This window comes from Marinobacter sp. (assembly GCF_041690455.1).
Taxonomy (GTDB): Bacteria; Pseudomonadota; Gammaproteobacteria; order Pseudomonadales; family Oleiphilaceae; genus Marinobacter.
Window position 1 is genome coordinate 16,645 of the sequence record NZ_JAWLHI010000028.1, and the last position, 20,146, is coordinate 36,790.

The window sequence follows — 20,146 nt, forward strand, 5'->3', positions numbered from 1 at the left end:
GGTGGAGTTTTTCTTGGAAAAAGAACTCGCTTCGCTCAGACACCTTTTTCCGGCGAAAAATCCACCTGCCACCCCCGTACCTGCCCGCCAAACCTCAGGCTACGAAAAGACCAGCCCCCCAAGCCTCAGGCCGAACGAGACCGAGCCACAGAAGCCGAATCCAGGGCAACCTCGGCAACCGTGTGAAGCTTCTCCAGTTGCGACTGCAACATGGCAATCGGCCGGGTACCCTCCAGGGTAAGGGCAATATCCAGGTGCTCTTCCGCACTTTCCACCGCCATGGTGGCAATCCGGAACCCACGAATACGGACCACCTGGCAGAGCCGCTCCAGGGCCGCAGCTTCATGCGCCATTCGGCAATTGAGGGTGTAACTGGGCATTGGGATGTCCGCTTGTGGGGTCATGCTACGTTCTCCTTGTTTGCAGTGCTGGTGCGTCGGGTTTCGTCGATCATGTCGCGGTTACTGGCGCCGGGTTTGACGATGGGCCAGACGTTGTCTTCACGGCTGATGGCCACGTGCAGCAGCATCGGGCCGTTGTAGGCCAGGATGGTTTCGATGCCCCGGCGGATCTGGTCGGTGCGTTCGATGTGCAGGGCCGGGATATCGAAGGCCCGGGCCATGGCCACGAAGTCGGGGTTGTCGTCCAGGTTTATCTGACTCTCCCGGTTATCGTAGAACAGCTCCTGCTGCTGGCGGACCATGCCCAGGCACTGGTTGTCCATGATGATCAGTTTCAGCGGCAGGTTGTAGCGGCGAATGGTGGCCAGTTCCTGGGCGTTCATCATGAACGAGCCGTCGCCGGTGACGTTGATCACGGTGCTGTTGCGGTCCGCAAACTGCGCCCCGATGGCGGCGGGCAGGCCGAAGCCCATGGTGCCCAGGCCGCCGCTGGTGAGGTGGTGGCGCGGGTGATCGAACTCGTAGTGCTGTGCCACCCACATCTGGTGCTGGCCAACGTCACAGGCGATGACGGTGTCGTCCGGGGCGATGCGGGAAAGCTGGCGGATGAAGGCCGGGCCAGTGATCGGGGCCAGGGGCTCTTCATTGTCGGCCGCGTGGAAGCCACCGATGGTGTGCCAGGTGCGGCATTGCTTCTGCCAGTCACTGATGGCCAGCGGTTTGCTCCTCAGCGCGCTGGTCAACTCTTCCAGAATGCCATTCAGGTCCCCGCGGATGGCCAGGTCAGCCGGGCGCAGCTTGTTGATTTCGGCAGCATCGGCATCGATGTGAATCATCTTTGCGTTGGGGGCGAAGCCGTCCAGTTTCCCTGTGGCCCGGTCATCCAGGCGGGCGCCGATGACCAGCAGCAGGTCGCACTCATCGACAGCCCGGTTGGCGGCGCGGGAGCCGTGCATGCCCAGCATGCCGAGGTTGTAGGGATTGTGTTTGCCCGGGTTGCCGATGCCCTTGAGGGTGACAACCGCCGGCAGGGCCGATGTTTCGGCGAAAGTGCGGAAACTGTCCTCTGCGTGGGCCAGGCTGACGCCGCCGCCGCTGTAGAGCAGCGGCTTGCGCGCGGAGCGCAGCATGGCCACGGCTTCATTCAGGTCCGGGCAGTCTGCTTCACAGAATTCGGTCTGAGAGAAGGGCGCGTCGGCCACTTCGCTCAACAACAGGTCCTTGGGAATATCAACCCACACCGGCCCCGGCCGGCCACTCTGGGCCAGTTCGATGGCTTCTTCCATGATCGCGGGCAGGGTGTCCGCGTCGTCCACCAGGTAACTGTGTTTAACGATGCCCAGGGTCATGCCCAGAACGTCGGTTTCCTGGAAGGCATCGGTGCCGATCAGACCGGAGGGTACCTGGCCGGTGATCACGAGCATCGGAATGGAATCCCGGTGGGCGTTGGCCACGCCGGTGATCAGGTTGGTGGCACCGGGGCCCGAGGTGGCGATGCACACCCCCAGCTTGCCACTGGCGCGGGCGTAGCCGTCGGCGGCCAGGGCGCAGCCCTGTTCATGGCGGCACAGCACGTGCTCCACGCCCACATCATCCACCAGCGCGTCGTATAGCGGCATGATGCAGCCGCCGGGATACCCGAAAACCGTGCTGATGTTGTGGCGGTGGAACGCTTCAAGAATGTGCTGTGCGCCGTTCATGGTCGTTTTTCCCTTTTCTTTTGCCGTAAAAAAAGAAACCCCCGGGACCTTTCGGTGCCGGGGGTTTCTGGTGTCTTGTCAGGTTTGTCGCTATCTCACCCGCTTGTCCACGCAAAAGCCCCCGGACGGTACCACGACCACCAGGACAAGCTTCACAAGGACAATCACTGCGTTGAGATTCATGAAATCGACTATCTGCTCTGAATTCGTAAAAAGATTCTGTGTAGAATCTACCCCACGTTTTTAATCGGATGCAACCGTTAATTGCCGGTTTTTTTGACAAGCCGGCGGAAGGTTTCCCATTCCGTATACCTGTTCACCGTTTTCAGGCACAGCGAGCATTCAATGACGAAAGCAAGATGGGGATCCCTCGGGTTATCCCTGCTGGTGGTGGTTCTCCTGGTTATCTGGATGATGACCGGCGAGGTCAAGGTTTCATCGGATCAGGCGCCCGATCGGCAACAGGATCCGGAGGCGGAGCTGACCAGCGTGGAAGTGGAAACGCTGCAGGCGCGCCTGCACGAGCCGGGCATCCAGCTCCAGGGCCAGCTTGAGCCCTGGTTTTCCGTGAGCCTGAACGCCCGGGTGGCGGGGACCGTTGAGGAAGTGGCTGCCGATCTCGGGGAAGCTGTCACCGATGGCCAGGTTCTGGCGCAGTTTTCTGACGATGGCCGTTCGGCTCTGGTGGCCCGGTGGCAGTCGAGGGTGAAAAAGCTGGAGGCGGATCTGGTGGCGGCGCGCCGGCTGCGCTCGGAAAACTTCACCTCGCAGTCGCAGCTGCTGGACCTGGAAAGCGAACTCGCTGCCGCCCGAGCCGAATTGACGTCCGCCCGCCTGGCAGTGCAGCACCTGACGCCGACGGCACCTTTTAACGGCATTATCAATGCCCGGCATGTAGACCCGGGAACCCTGGTGCAGGTTGGCTCACCGCTTTTCGAGCTGGTGCGTATCGACCGTCTGAAAGCCACTGGCCAGGTTCCGCAGCAGTCGGTCAGCCAGGTTGCCGTGGGGCAGCCGGTCCGGATTGATCTGCTGGATGGCGGCCAACTCCAGGGTGTGGTGACCTTCGTGGCCAGTGCGGCCAACCCCGAGACCCGGAGTTTCGCGGTAGAGATTGCCGTGGAGAACCCGGAGCTGAAACGGGTTGCTGGCGGCAGCGCCAGCCTCCGGATCGCGCTACCGGAAGTCAAAGCTCTGTTTATTTCGCCCGCCTACCTCAGCCTGGGTGATGACGGCCGTCCGGGCATCAAGTACGTGGATGAGAATAACAGGGTGGTCTTTGCTGCGGTCCGGCTGCTCAGTGTCTCTACCGAGGGTGCCTGGGTAACCGGGTTACCTGATGAGATCCGTCTGATCACCCGTGGCGGCGGTTTCGTCAGCGAGGGTGAGGAAGTCATCCCCGTCGATCGCTCGGACAACAGGGGCTGATCGGTATGCGGGCACTGATCTTTGCAGCCATGGACCGGAGCAGGACCACCCTGCTGACCTTGATGTTCCTCATTCTTGGGGGGATCGCGGCGTTCAACACCATCCCCAAGGAAGCCAATCCGGATGTCACCATCCCGATCATTTACGTTTCCATGACCCTGGACGGTATCAGTCCCGAGGATGCAGAGCGCCTGCTGGTGCGGCCGATGGAGCAGGAGTTGCGGTCACTTGAAGGCATCAAGGAGATGCGCAGCACAGCCTCCGAGGGCCACGCGTCGGTGATGCTGGAGTTCGATGCCGGCTTCAATCCGGACATGGCGCTGCAGGATGTCCGGGAGAAGGTGGACACCGCGCGGACCAAGCTGCCGCAGGAGGCCGATGAGCCACGAGTAAACGAGATCAATGTGTCCCTGTTCCCGGTGCTGTCGGTGGGCCTCTCCGGGCCGCTGTCCGAGCGGGAGCTGATCACCATTGCCCGGCGGCTCCAGGACGCCATCGAGGCCATTCCCGAGGTGCTGGAGGTTGAGATCGGTGGCGACCGGGAGGATCAGCTGGAGGTTGTGGTGGATCCCCAGGTGCTGGAGAGCTATGGCATCGATTTCGACCGGCTCGCGTCCCTGGTGACCCGAAATAACCAGCTGGTGGCCGCGGGCTCCCTCGATACCGGCAACGGGCGCATGGCCCTGAAGGTGCCGGGGGTGATCGAGAACATCGAGGATGTCATGTCCATGCCGGTGAAAGTGGACGGCGACACCGTGGTGACCTTCGGCGATGTGGCGATGCTCCAGCGCACCTTCAAGGATCCCACCGGCTTTGCCCGCATCAACGGTGAGCCGGCACTGGTGCTGGAAGTGTCCAAGCGGTCCGGCGCCAACATCATCGAAACCGTGGGCCAGGTCCGGGAGCTGATCGAGCAGGCCCGACCGCGACTGCCCGAGAGCCTCGATATCCGTTACATCATGGATCAGTCGGACGAGGTGCAGGACATCCTCTCGGATCTGCTCAACAACGTGCTGACCGCCATTGTACTGGTGATCATCGTCGTGATTGCCGCCATGGGCCCACGCTCGGCGCTGCTGGTCGGGCTCACCATCCCCGGCGCCTTCCTGACCGGGATCCTGGTGATCTGGGGCATGGGGCTGACGCTGAATATCGTGGTGCTGTTCAGCCTGATCCTGGTGGCCGGCATGCTGGTGGACGGTGCAATCGTGGTGTCCGAGCTGGCGGACCGGAACCTGTCTGAAGGCGGCACCGTGCGCGCTGCCTGGGCCGAAGCGGCGAGCCGGATGGCCTGGCCGATCATTGCCTCCACCGCGACCACCCTGGCGGTATTCGTACCGCTGTTGTTCTGGCCCGGCGTTGTCGGTGAGTTCATGAAGTTCCTGCCGATCACTGTGATCATCTGCCTGACCGCCTCCCTGGCCATGGCTCTGGTATTCCTGCCGGTGCTCGGCAGCGTCAGTGGCGGGCGCCGGGCCCGTGCTTCCCATGCCGATGGCCGACTGATGGCCGGGTACCGGCTGGTGTTGTCCCGTCTGCTGCAATTTCCGGGGCTCACCCTGGTGGGTGTGCTGGTGGTGATCGTGGTGATCTATGCCGCCTATGCCCGCTTCAATCACGGCGTGGAATTCTTCCCCAGCGTGGAGCCGGATTCGGCCCAGGTGCAGGTTCGCGCCCGGGGCGATCTGTCGGTCTGGGAGCGTGATGCCATTGTTCGGGAGGTCGAGCAGCGTCTGCAGGGGATGCCCGAGGTGAAGGCCCTCTACGCCCGGTCCATGCTCAATAACAACACCCAGATGGCGCCGGATGTCATCGGGGTGCTGCAGTTCCAATTCACCGACTGGTTCACCCGCCGGCCTGCCAGCGCGATTCTGGAGGACTTCCGGGAACGGACGACCGATATCCCCGGCATCGAGCTGGAATTCCGCAAACAGGAGGGCGGGCCGGCCGAGGGCAAGCCGATCGAGATCCAGGTCAGCAGTCGCGATAACGGTCAGCTTAACGGTTTTGTGGATGCCGTCGAGGCGCGCATGCGCACCCTGGACGGGTTCGTGGAAATCGAGGACGACCGCAGCCTGCCAGGTATTGAATGGCAACTGAAGGTGGACCGGGAAGCGGCGGCGCGCTTTGGCACCGACGTGCTCAGTATCGGCAGTGCTGTGCGCCTGGTCACCAACGGCCTGGTACTGGCGACCTATCGGCCCGAGGATGTCCGGGACGAGGTGGACATTGCCGTGCGTGTCCCTAACAACTGGCGGGAACTGGATCAGTTGCAGCGCCAGACCATCCATACCTCCAGGGGGCAGGTGCCGCTCTCCGAATTCGTCAATCTTGAGCCCGGGGACAAGACCGGCAGCCTCGTGCGGGTTGACGGTCAGCGCACGGTAACCATCAAATCGGATCTGGCGCCGGGCCGGCAGGTGGATGAAATGCTGCGGGTGCTGCAGGAACAGATGCCGGAACCGCCGGAGGGTGTCACTGTCGCTTTCGCGGGTGAGAGCGAAGACCAGCAGCAGGCGGCGTCGTTCCTGGCCACCGCATTCCTGGTTGCCATCGGCCTGATGCTCCTGATCCTGGTGACTCAGTTCAATTCCCTGTACCAGACCTTCCTGATCCTCTCGGCCATCGTGTTGTCCACCGCCGGTGTTCTCATCGGGCTCCTGCTCAACGGCCAACCGTTCGGCATCGTAATGGTCGGCATGGGGATCATTGCCCTGGCGGGCATCGTGGTGAACAACAACATCATTCTGATCGACACCTACAACCAGATGCGCAGGGATGGGCTGTCGCCCTATGAATCGGCACTGGAAACCGGGTGCCTGCGTTTACGGCCGGTCCTGCTGACTGCGATCACGACGGTTCTGGGCCTGATGCCCATGGTGCTGAGCATCAACGTTGATCTGCTCAGCCCGTCCCTGGGCCTTGGTGCGCCGTCCACCCAGTGGTGGACCCAGCTCTCCAGCGCTATTGCCGGTGGCCTTGGTTTTGCCACGATTCTGACATTGCTGCTGACACCGTCCCTGCTGGTACTGGGTGAGAAAACCGGGCGGAAGGTGCGGCAGATTACAGGCCGGTTGCAGCCGGAGGCAGGGTAGGGCCATGACGAAAGGCAACCCGCTCCTGGAGCTGTACCGCGACGAGCAGCTGCTGGTGGTCCACAAACCTGCCGGCCTGCTCGTTCATCGCAGTCCTATCGACAAACATGAAACCGAGTTCGCCCTGCAGTACGCCCGCTCGCTGAACGGGGGCGAGCATGTCTATCCGGTGCATCGTCTGGACCGGCCTACGTCGGGGGTTCTGGTGTTTGCCCGGGATCCGGAGACAGCCCGCAGCCTCGGTCTGGCCATGATGTCCGGGGAAGTGAGCAAGACCTACCTGGCGATGGTCCGTGGCTGGCCGCCCGTGGAGGGCGAGATTGATCACCCGCTGCGGGAGGAGCCGGAAGACCGGCGGCTGAAAGGGCAGGAGCAGCCGGTACGTGACGCACGGACCCGTTACCGCTCCCTGGCCACCACCGAGATTCCGGTCGCCATCGAGAAATATCCGACCAGCCGCTATGCCATGGTCGAGCTGTATCCGGAAACCGGCCGCAAGCACCAGCTGCGCCGTCACATGAAGCACATCAGTCACCCCATCATTGGCGATGCCAATCACGGGCGCGGGCGTCATAACCGTTATTTTGCCGAGCGTTTCGGGGAAGGGCGGCTGATGCTGGCCGCGACCCGGATGGCCTTCGCTCACCCGGTAACCGGCAACCCGATGATCTTTGATGCCCCGCTGGAGCCGAGTTTTCTGCAGATGATGTCGATATTCCCGGGCTTCCGTTATCCCCCTGCCGAAGCGATTTCCTCGGCCTGAACCTGCCGTGCCTGCTGCGACAGTCCGGGCCAGGGTTGCTCAGCCTCCAGGGCAAAGGCGAGATCCAGCAGGGTGGCTTCCTTCCCGTGCTTGCCCATCAACTGGACCGAAACCGGCAAGTTATCTTCCGTCAGCCCCGCCGGGAGGGAAATGGCCGGTGCCCCCGTAGCATTGGCCAGGGGGGTGAAGTTGACATATCGGGTGAGCCGGTCGAACAGGGTTTCGAAGGGCACATCGGGGCTCAGATGGCCCAGGGGCGGCGTGGTATGACCCAGTATCGGGGTCAGCACCGCGTCATAGCCGTCCATTGCCCGGGCATAATCCCTCGCCGAGCGCTTGAGCCGCCACAGGGCGCCGGGTAAGCGCCAGAAATTGCGTTTGAACATCGTCGCCAGGCCATTGGTGAGACCGTCCACCTTACGCTTGTCGAAAGCGGGGTTGAGCAGTTTGTGGCCGTTGGCTTTCACACCGAAGGCAAGCAGGGCCCAGTACAGGGCAAAGTCGTCCGGGAAGGTCTCAGGCACGGGTACGGCAACAGGAACCACCTGATGGCCCAGACGCTCCAGTTGCCGGGCGGTAGACTCCACGGTTTTTCGGGTCATATCGTCGGTTCGGTGGCCATTGATGGAATCGACCACCAGACCGATCCGCAGCTTTCGGCCGGAGGGTCCGTCAACCCGACCCACGCGAGCCAGTTTCGGGTTCCGGAACCAGAGTTCGGCCTCGGCCAGGAAATTCGCGGTGTCCCGTACCGACCGACTGACAATGCCATCGCTGATGATGTTGATGGGCAGGGAATGAACCGCATCGTTGTCCACCAGCCGGCCACGGGTTGGTTTGAATCCCACCAGGCCACAGCAGGCAGCCGGAATACGGATCGAGCCACCACCGTCATTGGCGTGGGCAACCGGCACCACCCCGGCAGCCACCAGGGCGGCGGATCCACCCGAGGACGCGCCGGTGGAGTAGGCCATATTCCAGGGATTGCGGGTCGGTTCGGCGTGAGCGGGCTCCGTCGTGGCATTGAAGCCGAACTCGGGCATCGAGCTCTTGCCCAGGCACACGTATCCCTGAACCAGCAGCTGCTGGGCAAAAGGGCTGGTGTCCTTTGCGGTGTTTTCGGGGATGGCCGCCGAGCCGTGTCGGGTGGGTAACCCGGCGACATTGAGGTTGTCCTTGATGAAGGTGGGCACGCCTCGGAAAAACCCGGGGTTTCCGCCCGGCCGCTCATTGTCCAGACGCCTGGCCGCTTCCAGGGCCTGATCATAGTTTTCCGCCACCACGCCATGCAGCTGTGGTTCGACCATCCGCGCCCGCCGGATCGCCGCTTCCACTACCTCGGCATTGGAGACTTCCCGGCGGCGGAGTCGCTGCGAAAGCCCGGTGGCGTCGTCATGCCCCAGGGCGTCATCGGAAAAGGCGTGGACGGACTGCGGCAGGTCTGGGCTGGACATCGGATGAGCTCCTTGAGAAATCTTCTGTAACTCTATCCCAATCCCTAACGTGACGACATGTCATTTCAGGTAGTAAAAAGAAACTTTTCATGCGTGGTTTCAGATAATAAGCTTGCAGATCAATTCTGCAGTAAGCGCACCTGATGGATCTTATCGAACCGCTGGTCAGGCATTTCCTGGGCATCTTTTTTCTGATGATCGGCCTGCAATTCGCCGGGCGGACGCTCGGGCTCTATGACCGGCTCAAGTTTTCCCACATCAATTACGGCAAACGCGGTTCCGCGCCCTGGTGGCACCGCCATACCTTCAACCTGTTCCGTGCGGCCATCCTCGGCGTGTGCGTGGTGCGGGTGTTTGCGGATATTGATCCGTGGTTGGGGGTGTTCGGCCCGCTGTACCATTGGCCGGTGTTGCTGGTGGGGATGCTGTTGCTGCTGGCGTCCTTTGCCGGCGTGAATTACCTCCAGGCCTACATGCACGAGGACTGGCGCTCCGGCATTGACGGCGGGGAGGGGCGCCAGAAACTCGTCACGGAGGGCCCGTTTGCCCGCAGCCGCAATCCGCTGTTCCTGGCTGTGATCGCCGGCCAGCTCGGCTTCTTCCTCGCGTTGCCCAGTGTTTTTTCACTGGTTTGCCTGGTAACGGGTGTAACGGTGATTGTCAGGCAGGCGCGGGAAGAGGAAAAGGCGCTGGCACGACAGTTCGGTGATGCTTACGAGCAGTACCGGAACCGGGTGCCGCGCTGGTTCTAAGAATTAACTGGCTTTCTTGCGGGCGTCCTTGATCACGTCGTAGGCGTGGCTGATCTCGCGGGTCCGTTCCTCGGCCATTTCCCGCATGCTTTCGGGTAGTCCCTTGCCGGCGAGTTTGTCCGGATGGTTTTCACTCATCAGTTTGCGGTAGACCTTCTTGATTTCCTCGTCACTGGCGGACGGTGATACGCCCAGTGCCTTGTAGGCATCGTCGAGCTGGTCGCTGGTGGAGCGCTGGCCGGCGCCAGCCTGGCCGGCATGGGCCCCGCGCAGCATGGCTTCGAGCTGGTCGACCTGGCTCTCCGGCAGCCCCAGCCGGCGGGCAATACGCACCAGCATCTGGTGCTCTGCCGGATGGACCACGCCGTCGGCAGCCACTGCGGACACCTGCACCTGGAGAAACATTTGCAGCAGGGCCGGTTGGCGGGCGCTCACCCGCATGAACCGGTCCAGCTCGGCATCCAGGTCAAAATCCTCTGATTTGCCCCGGTTGAAGGCCTGTTTGGCCATTTCCCGCTGCTTATGATTGAGCCGGAACCGCGCGAACATGGATTCGGCCATCTGGATCTCGTCCCGGGTGACCACCCCGTCAGCCTTGCACAGCGCCCCCATCACTGCGAACACCGACTCCAGGAATCCGCTCTGGATGTTCTGGAGTTTGCCGATCAGGCGGGCCTTGGCGCGATTGAACAGAAACGCGCCGATGGCGGCACCGATGAGAAATCCGGTGAATTTTCCGAATGCGTAGCCAATCAGGCCGCCGATAATGATTGCAAACAGCATCAGGTTGTCCTTGGTCCAGCAAAAATACGACTTGAGAATATACGTGTTTTTCAGTTCCGATTCATGAACTGGCTTTCATCCACCTCATCGATCTGTTCCGGCCGAAGGTGTTGCTCACCATAGCGCCGGTAGGTACCGGAGCGCACAAACAGCTCAAAGGTCTCGCGATCGATGTGGCCGTTATCGACCATACCAGCCATGATAGCCAGTGCCTGGGTCAGGGTCTTGCCTTCCTTGTAGGGCCGGTCGACGGCAGTCAGCGCCTCGAACACATCGGCCACGGCCATGATTCGCTCCGGGATACCCATGTGATCGGCGGTCAGGCCGCAGGGATAGCCCTTGCCATCCATCCGTTCGTGGTGAGTGCCGGCAAGGCGGGGCACATTGGCCAGACGATCGGGCAGGGGCAGGGCATCGAGCATGCAGATGGTCTGCACGATGTGCTCGTTGATCTTGAACCGCTCCTCGTCGGTTAGGGTGCCCTTTGCCACCGTCAGGTTGTGGATTTCGCCCCGGTTGTAGGCATACTCGGGCAGTTTCATGTCAAAGCCCCAGACATTGCGGGGATCGTCCTTCTCAACCGGCGGGCGGTGATCCCCCCAGGGCTGGAGATGTTCGGGCTTGTCCGCCAACAGGTGCTCCGTAACGGGCAGGGCAGGCTCTGGTACATCTGCCAGTCGTCGCTGTTCGTCGGCGGACAGGCCCAGGCGGTCGCTGAAATGCCTTTTCCAGGTCTGCTGGCCAATGGCCCGGATGCGTTCGATGTCCTCTTCACTCATGGATTCGCCGCCCTTGTTGGCCCGGGCCAGGAAGGCAAACTCTTCCTGCAGCCTTGATTGGACGTGGTCACGCTGCTCGCGGGCAACGGCCTCACCCTCGCCGTCAAGGGTTGCCTGCAGGTAGGCGATGTCCGCATCTCGGTGGAGTACCTCGAAGCGGGTGCGAATCTCGTGAATGCGGTTGTGCAGCGTCTCCAGCTTCACCGCCTTGTCCACCACGTATTCCGGGCTGGTGATCTTGCCACAGTCGTGGAGCCAGGCCGCCAGTTCGAATTCATGGCGTTCGTCGTCGCTCATGGAGAACGCGGCAAACCGGCCTTCGTTGCTGGCCTCGGCTTCCGCCAGGATCATCTGCGCCAGTTTCGGAACCCGTTCGCAGTGCCCGCCGGTGTATGGGGATTTGGCGTCGATGGCATTGGCCACCAGCCGGATGATGCCTTCCAGCAGGGCCTGCTGGCTTTCCAACAACTCCCGTGTCTCGATGGCAACGGCGGCGGAGCCGGCGATTTCATCGACAAAGACAATGAGGTCATCGCTGAGGTGGGTGTGTTCTCCGTGCTCCATTTCGATCACCAGCACGCCCACCAGCTTCCTTCTGCGGTTACGCAGGATTGCGAATACCGGGTGGCCGCCGATGTGCTGTCGCAGTTCGCGGATCAGGTTGCTGTCGTCGATGCTGGTGTTGATGTTCTCCATGCGGTCGGGGAGTTCGGAGTGCTGGTCCACTGCCAGTCGCAGCTCCTGCTCCTGTTTGCTGAACAGGTAGATGCCACCGCGTTCCTGGCCGACGATGTGGACTATCTGTTCGAGGATATCCTGCAGCAGCTGGTTCAGGTCCTGGCCCCGGTTCAGGACCGAAGCAATGTTCTGGAAGCTGCGGATGGTGCTGGACATGTCGTCCAGGGCCACGCCCAGCTGATGGGCTTCCCGGATGTGGGAGTCAGAGCGGACCTGCGTGTCGAACCGGAAGCGGGACAGCCTGCCAACCTGTTCGGTCAGCCTTTCCAGGGGACGGCCCACACGCCGGCCGAGGAACCAGGCGACAACAAGCAGGGCGATACCAATGCCTCCGGCGATCAGGGTTTGCCGGGTCAGCGCGGCCCAGACATCGGCCAGCAGTTCGTCCGAGGGAATGGCCACGGCCACCTGAAGCTGTTCATCCGCCAGCGCGTTCAGCGGCTCGCGAATGCCATACCAGTCTTTGTCCTCTGCGTTGAAGAGGCGAACCGAAGCTTCGGCTACCGGGTGTCCACCCTGGTCCAGTACCGTTGAGATGACGTTACCTGCTTCCGTCCGGCCGGAGGAATCGGCGAGTACCTCACCCTGCTGGTTGACGATGGCAATTCGGGTGCCCGGGGTCTGACGCAGCTGGTTCAGATGACTACCCAGATCCGTTACTGTGACATCAATACCGAACACCGCCGAACCGGCACCGGTACCGAAACTACTGCTGCGGCGGGAGAGCGTGAGCCCGGTTTCCTGGGTGGTGAAGAACACATAGGGAGCGGACAGCTCGGTCTTGGGGGAGTCCGCTGCTGCGTTGAACCAGGGTCGGGTTCTCGGGTCAAAGGTGTAGTCGGGCACCTGCCTGCGACCGATCAGTTTCATCCCGGCATCGTAGAAATGCCACTCGCCGGCAACAGTGTCGGCGTCCCGGGTGACGATCTGAAGCAGGTAGTCGGTCCCTTCTGGCGCATCGGGGAACTGCAACGTGCCGGAGCTGCGGACCTTGCGTAGCAGAAAGAAGTCTCCATCACCCCAGCCGGCGTATACGGCACTGACAATGTCGCTGCTCCGCAGTATGTCGGCGAGTACGTCGAGGCGTTCAACCCGCTCGTCGTTGGTCTGGCTTGTGGCAAGGGGATCATGGCTCAGAACAGCAAGGGCCGTCGAGGGTGGGGCGGTGATGGCATTGATACGGTCATCGACGCTGACCGCCAGCTGCCTTGCTGTAGCACTGGCTGCCGAGACCTTGGCACTCTCCATGCCATGGAAGCTCTGCCCGAGCAGGACCAGTGCCAGCACGAGCATGCCTGAGGTAATGGCAGAGGCAATCACTAAAGCCAGGGAAATCTGGGCCGACTGGCTCTTGAGGTACATCGTTCATCCTTACTTGAAAACCCGGTTAAAAGGGTAGACTGTTTAGTCGGAACTTTCCGGTTTTTCCATACAAAGTCGTAAGTTATGACCTTTGATCTGTTTGAAGGCGAGGGTGTCGAGCCTCGCCGGGAAACCATCGCCGAAGGCGCTGTGGTGCTCAGGGGATTCGCAAGTGAGGCGGGGTCGGGGTTAATGGCCGCCATTGACCTCGTCGCCTCACAGTCGCCGTTCCGGCACATGGAAACGCCGGGTGGGCATACCATGTCGGCGGCGATGACCTGTTGCGGTGAGCTTGGCTGGGTCACCGATCGGCGGGGTTATCGCTACGAACCTCGGGATCCGGTCACCGGGCAGGCCTGGCCCCGGATGCCGGAGCTGTTTCTGAAGCTTGCATCAGAGGCGGCGGCCGAGGCAGGCTTCGAGAACTTCGTGCCGGATGCCTGCCTGATCAACCGTTACCAGCCGGGGTCAAAAATGGGTTTGCATCAGGATCGGGATGAGCGGGATTTCGATCAGCCCATTGTGTCCGTGTCATTGGGGCTGCCCATTGTTTTCCAGTTTGGCGGCCCCCGGCGCAGTGACCGGCCGGTGCGAGTGCCGCTTGGTCATGGCGATGTAGTGGTCTGGGGTGGCCCGGCCCGGCGCCATTACCATGGGGTCCTGACCCTGAAGGCTGGTGACCACCCCCTGACCGGTGTCTACAGGTACAACCTGACGTTCCGGAAGGCCGGTTAGCTTTTTCCAGGCTACTGAAACCAGGCAACCGCAAGACCCGCCACCAGAGAAACCACCATCGGCCCGGCGACAAGCAGTCCCAGCCGCCGGTTACCGATGCCCCAGGCCATGCCCGATTTGACCAGGTTGTTGACGGCAGCGGCCAGGACGATCCCGACAACCGCAGTGCCCATCGCCAGGGAGTCGTTGGACATGCGGGTGAGTGACAGGGTGATGGCATCGACATCGGCGACACCGGAGCTGGCCGCCAACAGGTAAATGCCCGCATCGCCAAGCCAGTTCTTCAGGAATTCCCCGAGCAGGAGAATGGCGGTCAGCAGCAGCCCGAACACCAGGGCTGAGGTCAGGTCCAGCGGGTTCTGGTTCAGCGTCGGCTGGGAGACTTCCAGTTTTTCCGAGTTGCGGCGCCAGATGAATAGGGCCGGACCATAGAGCAGGGCTGTCATGATCACAACCGGCCAGATCAGCAGCGGCAGCAAGTCGCGGTTGATGACAAAGCAGTACACCAGGATGCGGGGAAACATGGTGCCGCAGGCAATCAGGATGCCGGTGGCGAACTGCGGGCTCAGTTCCGGATTGCGGGCCGACTGCCGGGCGAAATGCAGGGTAAGTGCGGTGGAAGAACTGAGGCCGGCAAACAGGCTGGTAAAGAGAATGCCCCGGCGGGTGCCTGCCACCCGGATTGCGAAATAGCCGACAAAGGAAATGGAGGCGATCATCACCACCATCCACCAGATTTCACGGGGATTCAGCACCCCTCCGGGCCCCATGGCTTCGTTCGGAAGCAGAGGCAACATCACGACGGATATCAGCAGCAGTTTCAGGGCCGCGTCCAGTTCGTGGGCCTTGAGTTTGTTGACCCAGCCGTGAATCTTTTCCTTGTTGTCGAGAATGATTGCAGTCACCACGGCCGCTGCCGTCGCCATGACCGGGTCCACGACCACGGCGATGGTGCCGAAACAGAACGTCAGCACCATGCCGACCATGCCCGTGATGCTGAAGTTGCGGATGTGCTCCAGGCGTTCGCTGTAGGCAACAATGGCCATGGCTACGACGCAGACCAGAAGAACCGGGAAGGCCCATTCAGTGATCTCCCGTGCCAGTACACCGGCGATGCCCCCGAGCAGGCCAATGAGGGCAAAGGTCCGGATGCCGGCGATGCGTTCTCCGGACTTCTGCTCCCGGGCATCCCAGCCCCGTTCCAGACCGATAATGGCACCGAGGAGCAGGGCTACCGCAAGGTTGATGATGGTCTGGTTGGACGTGATGAACTGGCTCGCTACGTCATCCATGTCTGGGCAGGAACTCCGGATAATGCTGTTGCTGGGGATTAATTCGACGGGCATTTTGCAAGAGTTTTACTGTAATGGCAGGTGTTTGCAAACCCGCCCGCTGGTTCTGTTGATGCGGCTCACGTCTGTCCGGATAAATGCCGGGATCTGATTGACTTAAAACAGTCGGCGGATAAGGTGGTCATTGGCATGAAACGGACACAATAACGATCATAACGATTCCGAAGGCGAGGTAGACATGTTGAATGTAGTGGCCTGTATCGATGGCTCCCGCGCGGCTCCGGCTGTCTGCGATTACGCGGCCTGGGCAGGGCGGCACATGGAAGCGCCCCTGTTGCTCCTGCACGTTCTGGATCAGGAACGTTATCCGGCTGAGCCGGACCTTGCCGGCAGCATCGGCCTCGGTAGCCGGGAGCACCTGCTGGACGAGCTGGCAGAACTGGATCGCAAACGGGCCAAGCTTGCCCTGGAGCACGGACACCACTTGCTGGACGAGGCGGAGCAGCGCGTCAAGCAGGCCGGCATCACCGACGTGACCAAACGCCAACGCCATGACGAACTGACCGAATCCCTGCTGGCACTCGAGAGCAAGACCCGGTTGCTGGTCATGGGCCTGCACGGTGAGAGCAGTTCAGACCGGGACATTCATATCGGCAGCCAGCTGGAGACCGTGATCCGAAGTGTCCACCGGCCCATTCTGCTGGTGCCGGATGAATACGCCGAGCCGAAGAGTGCGATGCTGGCGTTCGATGGCAGTGCGACAGCGTTCAAGGGAGTCGAATTATTGGCGGGCAGCCCGGTATTGAGGGGCATGCCGCTGCATCTGGTAATGGTCGGCCCCGATACCAGCGACCGGTGGGAACAGCTGAAAAAGGCGGGGAGCATGCTCGCCGGACTCGAGAGCGAGATTACCCTTGCGATCCGTGCCGGCGATGTTGAACCGGCCCTCCATCAATACCAGGAAGACCAGGATATCGACATCCTGGTGATGGGGGCTTACGGCCACTCCCGCATTCGCCAGTTCCTGGTGGGCAGTACCACCACAACCATGCTCAAGACCGCACAGAAGCCTCTGGTTATTCTGCGCTGATCTCATACCTTGATTTCCCTCTGCCGGGGCGCAGGCACCTCCCCGGCTATTGTTCTGATTGAGAAATTCAAACCCCGCCCTCCCGATTTTTGACTAAGGTTACCGGTAACGGATCTTTCTTTTTCACGGCAACCGTGTTGTCACGTTTGTTCTGGATCTGGAAAGGAGGAGCGGTTTTGCCTCAAGTTGCGTCGAACCAGCGTCTGACCAATCTGCGGGAACGAAGGATGCCCGCATCCGAACGTTACATGGCGGAGCTGCTGACCGAGGCGGGCATTCGCCTGGATGGTCAAGCCCCCTGGGACATGCGGCTCAAGGCGCCCGGTGTTGCCGACAGCGTGTTTGCCCGGGGCAACCTGGGGCTGGGGGAAAGTTACATGGACGGCGACTGGGACTGCGACCGGCTGGACGAGTTCTTTCATCGCCTGCTCCGGGCGCGACTGCATCACAAGGTGCGACCTTCCCGCGTCCTGTTTCATGCCCTCAAGGCAAGGTTGCTGAACCGCCAGGATTCACGGCGGTCCTGGCAGGTAGGGGAGCAGCACTACGATCTGGGCAACGAGTTTTATGGCGCCATGCTCGACTCCCGGATGACCTACACCTGTGGTTACTGGAAAAACGCCAGCAACCTGGAGCAGGCGCAGGAAGCAAAGCTCGACCTGATCTGCCAGAAGCTCAAGCTGGAACCGGGAATGCGGGTGCTGGATATCGGCTGCGGCTGGGGCAGCTTCATGAGCTACGCCGCCGAACACTACGGGGTGGAGTGCGTCGGGGTGACCATCTCCAGGGAACAGGCTGCCTGGGCCCGTGACCGGTATCCGGACTTGCCACTGGAGTTCCGTCTGCAGGATTACCGGGAAGTGAACGGGAAGTTCGACCGGGTGGTCAGTGTCGGCATGTTCGAGCATGTCGGGCGCAAGAACTACCGCACCTACATGGAAGTGGCCCACCGCTGCCTGAAGGACGACGGTCTGTTCCTGCTGCATACCATCGGCAGCAATAACCGGTCTGGTGGCGCCGATCCGTGGATCGACAAGTACATCTTCCCCAACGGGGAACTGCCTTCACTCAGCCAGGTCAGCGACGCTGCCGATAGCCTGTTCGTGGTGGAAGACTTGCACAACTTCGGCGCGGACTATGACCGGACGCTGATGGCCTGGTACGACAACTTCAAGGCCGCCTGGCCACAGTTCCGGGAGCAGCTCGGCAAGCGCTTCTACCGGATGTGGGAGTATTACCTGCTGTCCTGTGCCGGAGCCTTCCGTGCCCGGGATATCCAGCTGTGGCAGTGGGTGTTGTCGAAGAATGGCCTGGAAGGTGGTTATCGGCGGGTCAGCTGATGGCTGGCCCTCAGGCCACATTCCCGGCAGCAACGCCGGACGCCCAGGCCCACTGGAAATTGTGGCCGCCCAGATGGCCGGTGACATCCACCACTTCCCCGATGAAATACAGGTTCGGCCGGTCCAGAACCGCCATAGTTTTGGACGAGAGTTGGCGGGTGTCGATGCCGCCGAGGGTGACTTCGGCTGTGCGGTAACCCTCCGTGCCGGCGGGCTTGATGGTCCAGTCTCCCAGGGTGCTTGCGACCTGTTCGATATCGGCGTTCTTGTACTCCTGCAGTGGGCCGGTCCAGCCGTGGAGTTCATTGAAAGCGCTGGCAAAGCGTTTCGGCAGGTACTCCGCCAGATACTGGGCGACGGTGGTGCGAGGTTTCTGCTTGCGCAGGCCAATCAGGTCGTCTTCGATCCGTCGGGTCGGCAGCAGGTTGATGCTGATGTCATCCCCCGGATACCAGTAACTGGAGATCTGCAGCATGGCCGGGCCACTCAGGCCCCGGTGGGTGACCAGCATGGGTTCCCGGAAATGCTGTTGGTTGCACTCGGCATCCACCGGGCAGCTGATCCCGGCCAGCGGCGCCAGCTGGGTTTTCAGCTCCGGCTGGAGCGTGAAAGGCACGAGCCCGGCACGGGTGGGAAGCACCTCCAGGCCGAATTGCCGGGCGATCTCGTACCCGAAGCCGGTGGCGCCCATGGTCGGAATCGAGAGCCCGCCGGTGGCAATTACCAGGGATTCGCAGGTCAGTGCGCCACTGCAGGTTTTCAGGCGGTAGCCCGCATCTGTCTCATTGACGGAAGTGACGGACGTCTTCAGCCGGATTTCCGCTCCCGCCCATTCGCACTCGGTCAGCAGCAGGTTCAGGATGTCTTTGGCACTGTCCCGGCAGAACAGCTGACCCGGGGCTTTCTCCTCGTGCTCGATACCGTGGCGATCCACCAGCTCCAGGAAATCCTGGGGGGTATAACGCTTCAGTGCCGAGATGCAGTAGTGCGGGTTATCGGACAGGAAATTCGCCGGCGTGCTGTTCAGGTTGGTGAAATTGCAGCGCCCGCCGCCGGACATCAGGATTTTCTTTCCGGGCTTGTTGGCGTGGTCGATCACCAGTACCCGGCGCCCCCGGTAGCCCGCGGTGGCAGCGCACATGAGCCCGGCGGCACCGGCGCCAATGATGATTACGTCGTAGTGGGATGCCGAGGATGCTGTCATTACTGCCCGCCGGTGTGAGTGAACGGCGGGCAGTATACCAGTCTCAGGGCAGGTGTACGGAACCTTCCATGTAGAACGCGGCCTGGCCGGCGATATCGATCCGGTCGCCCTTCAGCTCACAGCGCAGCAGACCGCCCCGGGCTGACAGCTGTCTTGCCTCAAGGGACGATTTGCCCAGCTGGCTTGCCCAGTAGGGCACCAGAACGCTGTGGATGGAGCCGGTCACCGGGTCCTCGTCGATGCCCGCGCCGGGGGCAAAATAGCGGCTGACAAAGTCGCAGTCCTCGCCCCGGGCGGTGACGATCAGCCCCTGGTTGCCGAGGGCCTTGAGCTTGCGGATATCGGGCTCGGCCGACCGGACCGCCGCTTCGTTTTCCAGCACCACCATGTAGTTGGTGTCATTGGGCACGTAGAAGGCGGTCTCCGGAGCGCCCTCAAGGGCTTCATGGATGATCGCGGGTGTCTGGCGCTCCTCGAAGGCAAGATTGGGGAAATCGAGTACCAGCCAGTCACTGTTCATGCGAACACCCAGATGGCCGCTTTTTGACTGCAGGGTGATCTTCTCCCGGGGCCAGTCCAGCTTGTTGAAGATGACCCAGGCACTGGCAAGCGTGGCATGGCCGCACAGGGGCACCTCCACTGTGGGGGTGAACCAGCGGATGTGGAAATCGGCCTCATCTGCCTCTGGTAGTCGGACCAGGAAGGCGGTTTCGGACAGGTTGTTTTCCATCGCCAGGGCCCGGAGGGTGTCATCCGGCAGCCAGTGGTCCAAGGGCATGACGGCGGCCGGATTGCCGCCAAAAACACGGTCGGTGAAAGCGTCGACCTGGAAGATCGGATGCATCATCGGATTGTCTCCTCGAGTGTGCGTCCAGCGTAATCATGGGCCTTGTATCTGGCAAACTGTTCGAGTTCGCCCTCGCTGTACAGGTGCACCTCCGGCGTGGGGCGGCCGAGTGTCAGAATCCAGTGCCCGTGGCTTGCCCGGCGGATGGTGAACCCGAGGTCTTCCAGCCATTTCCGGGTGACCTCCGGTCGGATAGTGCCCAGGGGCAGGGTGGGTGAGGCCAGTCCCAGGAGATCCTTGCGGGTAGAGGCAGGGATGTCCGGGAGCAGGACAGGAACGGCTGAGTGCCGTGCAGGAACAGTGGCGGATCCCATGGTGAAACTCCTTCTTCAATGAGCTTGTCATCATTGTCCTGCTTCGCTGACACGCATAACAGATTCAGT

General features: G+C 61.6%; 16 protein-coding genes. 7 read left to right on the top strand and 9 right to left on the bottom strand.

The window, feature by feature from the left end; genetic code table 11:
* Positions 1-125: 125 nt before the first annotated feature.
* Together ACESMW_RS08610 and ilvG are read right to left on the bottom strand one after the other, a co-directional pair.
* Positions 126-404 carry an ACT domain-containing protein gene (locus ACESMW_RS08610; protein WP_372986631.1) on the bottom strand — a complete coding sequence of 93 codons (279 nt, stop codon included), beginning with the start codon at positions 402-404 and terminating at the stop codon, positions 126-128.
* A complete protein-coding gene (gene ilvG / locus ACESMW_RS08615; protein ID WP_372986632.1) occupies positions 401-2,101 on the bottom strand; it encodes an acetolactate synthase 2 catalytic subunit in 1,701 nt (566 codons plus the stop codon). The genes ACESMW_RS08610 and ilvG overlap by 4 nt, the downstream gene beginning before the upstream one ends.
* A 345-nt stretch (positions 2,102-2,446) precedes the next feature.
* Here ilvG and ACESMW_RS08620 point away from each other — a divergent pair, with 345 nt between their 5' ends.
* The 3 genes from ACESMW_RS08620 to ACESMW_RS08630 are packed head-to-tail and all read left to right on the top strand — an operon-like array spanning position 2,447 to position 7,387.
* Complete coding sequence (locus ACESMW_RS08620; RefSeq protein ID WP_372986633.1) at positions 2,447-3,529, top strand: efflux RND transporter periplasmic adaptor subunit; 1,083 nt, start codon at positions 2,447-2,449, stop codon at positions 3,527-3,529.
* A gap of 5 nt (positions 3,530-3,534) precedes the next feature.
* Positions 3,535-6,624, top strand: a complete 3,090-nt coding sequence (locus ACESMW_RS08625) for an efflux RND transporter permease subunit (protein WP_372986634.1) — start codon at positions 3,535-3,537, stop codon at positions 6,622-6,624.
* Positions 6,625-6,628: 4 nt separating this feature from the next.
* The gene (locus ACESMW_RS08630; protein ID WP_372986635.1) at positions 6,629-7,387 is read left to right on the top strand and encodes a pseudouridine synthase; all 759 of its coding nucleotides are present in this window, start codon (positions 6,629-6,631) and stop codon (positions 7,385-7,387) included.
* Here the strand turns inward: ACESMW_RS08630 and ACESMW_RS08635 are convergent.
* Positions 7,354-8,841, bottom strand: coding sequence for an amidase (locus ACESMW_RS08635; protein ID WP_372986636.1), 1,488 nt, complete (start codon positions 8,839-8,841; stop codon positions 7,354-7,356). The genes ACESMW_RS08630 and ACESMW_RS08635 overlap by 34 nt on opposite strands.
* A gap of 143 nt (positions 8,842-8,984) precedes the next feature.
* Here ACESMW_RS08635 and ACESMW_RS08640 point away from each other — a divergent pair, with 143 nt between their 5' ends.
* Positions 8,985-9,593 carry a methyltransferase family protein gene (locus ACESMW_RS08640; protein WP_372986637.1) on the top strand — a complete coding sequence of 203 codons (609 nt, stop codon included), beginning with the start codon at positions 8,985-8,987 and terminating at the stop codon, positions 9,591-9,593.
* Between the two features lie 3 nt (positions 9,594-9,596).
* On the opposite strand, the gene djlA is transcribed toward ACESMW_RS08640, so the two are convergent.
* Together djlA and ACESMW_RS08650 are read right to left on the bottom strand one after the other, a co-directional pair.
* Positions 9,597-10,376: a co-chaperone DjlA gene (djlA, locus tag ACESMW_RS08645; protein WP_372986638.1), complete on the bottom strand. Its 780-nt coding sequence runs from the start codon at positions 10,374-10,376 to the stop codon at positions 9,597-9,599.
* A gap of 50 nt (positions 10,377-10,426) precedes the next feature.
* Positions 10,427-13,255: an HD domain-containing phosphohydrolase gene (locus ACESMW_RS08650; protein WP_372986639.1), complete on the bottom strand. Its 2,829-nt coding sequence runs from the start codon at positions 13,253-13,255 to the stop codon at positions 10,427-10,429.
* Positions 13,256-13,339: 84 nt separating this feature from the next.
* Here ACESMW_RS08650 and alkB point away from each other — a divergent pair, with 84 nt between their 5' ends.
* Positions 13,340-13,990, top strand: coding sequence for a DNA oxidative demethylase AlkB (alkB, locus tag ACESMW_RS08655; protein WP_372986640.1), 651 nt, complete (start codon positions 13,340-13,342; stop codon positions 13,988-13,990).
* Between the two features lie 11 nt (positions 13,991-14,001).
* Here the strand turns inward: alkB and ACESMW_RS08660 are convergent, their stop codons facing one another.
* Positions 14,002-15,282, bottom strand: coding sequence for an MgtC/SapB family protein (locus ACESMW_RS08660; RefSeq protein ID WP_372986641.1), 1,281 nt, complete (start codon positions 15,280-15,282; stop codon positions 14,002-14,004).
* Positions 15,283-15,520: 238 nt separating this feature from the next.
* Between ACESMW_RS08660 and ACESMW_RS08665 the strand changes: the two genes are divergently transcribed.
* Together ACESMW_RS08665 and cfa are read left to right on the top strand one after the other, a co-directional pair.
* A complete protein-coding gene (locus ACESMW_RS08665) occupies positions 15,521-16,372 on the top strand; it encodes a universal stress protein (protein WP_372986642.1) in 852 nt (283 codons plus the stop codon).
* A gap of 227 nt (positions 16,373-16,599) precedes the next feature.
* Positions 16,600-17,712: a cyclopropane fatty acyl phospholipid synthase gene (gene cfa, locus ACESMW_RS08670; RefSeq protein WP_372986643.1), complete on the top strand. Its 1,113-nt coding sequence runs from the start codon at positions 16,600-16,602 to the stop codon at positions 17,710-17,712.
* Positions 17,713-17,722: 10 nt separating this feature from the next.
* Here the strand turns inward: cfa and ACESMW_RS08675 are convergent, their stop codons facing one another.
* The 3 genes from ACESMW_RS08675 to ACESMW_RS08685 are packed head-to-tail and all read right to left on the bottom strand — an operon-like array spanning position 17,723 to position 20,077.
* A complete protein-coding gene (locus ACESMW_RS08675; protein ID WP_372986644.1) occupies positions 17,723-18,916 on the bottom strand; it encodes an NAD(P)/FAD-dependent oxidoreductase in 1,194 nt (397 codons plus the stop codon).
* Between the two features lie 43 nt (positions 18,917-18,959).
* Positions 18,960-19,763: a PhzF family phenazine biosynthesis protein gene (locus tag ACESMW_RS08680; protein WP_372986645.1), complete on the bottom strand. Its 804-nt coding sequence runs from the start codon at positions 19,761-19,763 to the stop codon at positions 18,960-18,962.
* Positions 19,760-20,077, bottom strand: a complete 318-nt coding sequence (locus ACESMW_RS08685; protein WP_372986646.1) for a hypothetical protein — start codon at positions 20,075-20,077, stop codon at positions 19,760-19,762. The genes ACESMW_RS08680 and ACESMW_RS08685 overlap by 4 nt, the downstream gene beginning before the upstream one ends.
* Positions 20,078-20,146 lie beyond the last annotated feature (69 nt).

Coding starts and splice junctions, on each gene's coding strand:
- ilvG (WP_372986632.1), bottom strand. CDS start 2,101: ATGAACGGCGCACAGCACATTCTTGAAGCGTTCCACCGCCACAACATC.
- ACESMW_RS08625 (WP_372986634.1), top strand. CDS start 3,535: ATGCGGGCACTGATCTTTGCAGCCATGGACCGGAGCAGGACCACCCTG.
- ACESMW_RS08660 (WP_372986641.1), bottom strand. CDS start 15,282: ATGGATGACGTAGCGAGCCAGTTCATCACGTCCAACCAGACCATCATC.
- ACESMW_RS08620 (WP_372986633.1), top strand. CDS start 2,447: ATGACGAAAGCAAGATGGGGATCCCTCGGGTTATCCCTGCTGGTGGTG.
- cfa (WP_372986643.1), top strand. CDS start 16,600: ATGCCCGCATCCGAACGTTACATGGCGGAGCTGCTGACCGAGGCGGGC.
- ACESMW_RS08630 (WP_372986635.1), top strand. CDS start 6,629: ATGACGAAAGGCAACCCGCTCCTGGAGCTGTACCGCGACGAGCAGCTG.
- djlA (WP_372986638.1), bottom strand. CDS start 10,376: ATGCTGTTTGCAATCATTATCGGCGGCCTGATTGGCTACGCATTCGGA.
- ACESMW_RS08675 (WP_372986644.1), bottom strand. CDS start 18,916: ATGACAGCATCCTCGGCATCCCACTACGACGTAATCATCATTGGCGCC.
- ACESMW_RS08610 (WP_372986631.1), bottom strand. CDS start 404: ATGACCCCACAAGCGGACATCCCAATGCCCAGTTACACCCTCAATTGC.
- ACESMW_RS08680 (WP_372986645.1), bottom strand. CDS start 19,763: ATGATGCATCCGATCTTCCAGGTCGACGCTTTCACCGACCGTGTTTTT.
- ACESMW_RS08650 (WP_372986639.1), bottom strand. CDS start 13,255: ATGTACCTCAAGAGCCAGTCGGCCCAGATTTCCCTGGCTTTAGTGATT.
- ACESMW_RS08640 (WP_372986637.1), top strand. CDS start 8,985: ATGGATCTTATCGAACCGCTGGTCAGGCATTTCCTGGGCATCTTTTTT.
- ACESMW_RS08635 (WP_372986636.1), bottom strand. CDS start 8,841: ATGTCCAGCCCAGACCTGCCGCAGTCCGTCCACGCCTTTTCCGATGAC.
- ACESMW_RS08665 (WP_372986642.1), top strand. CDS start 15,521: ATGTTGAATGTAGTGGCCTGTATCGATGGCTCCCGCGCGGCTCCGGCT.
- alkB (WP_372986640.1), top strand. CDS start 13,340: ATGACCTTTGATCTGTTTGAAGGCGAGGGTGTCGAGCCTCGCCGGGAA.
- ACESMW_RS08685 (WP_372986646.1), bottom strand. CDS start 20,077: ATGGGATCCGCCACTGTTCCTGCACGGCACTCAGCCGTTCCTGTCCTG.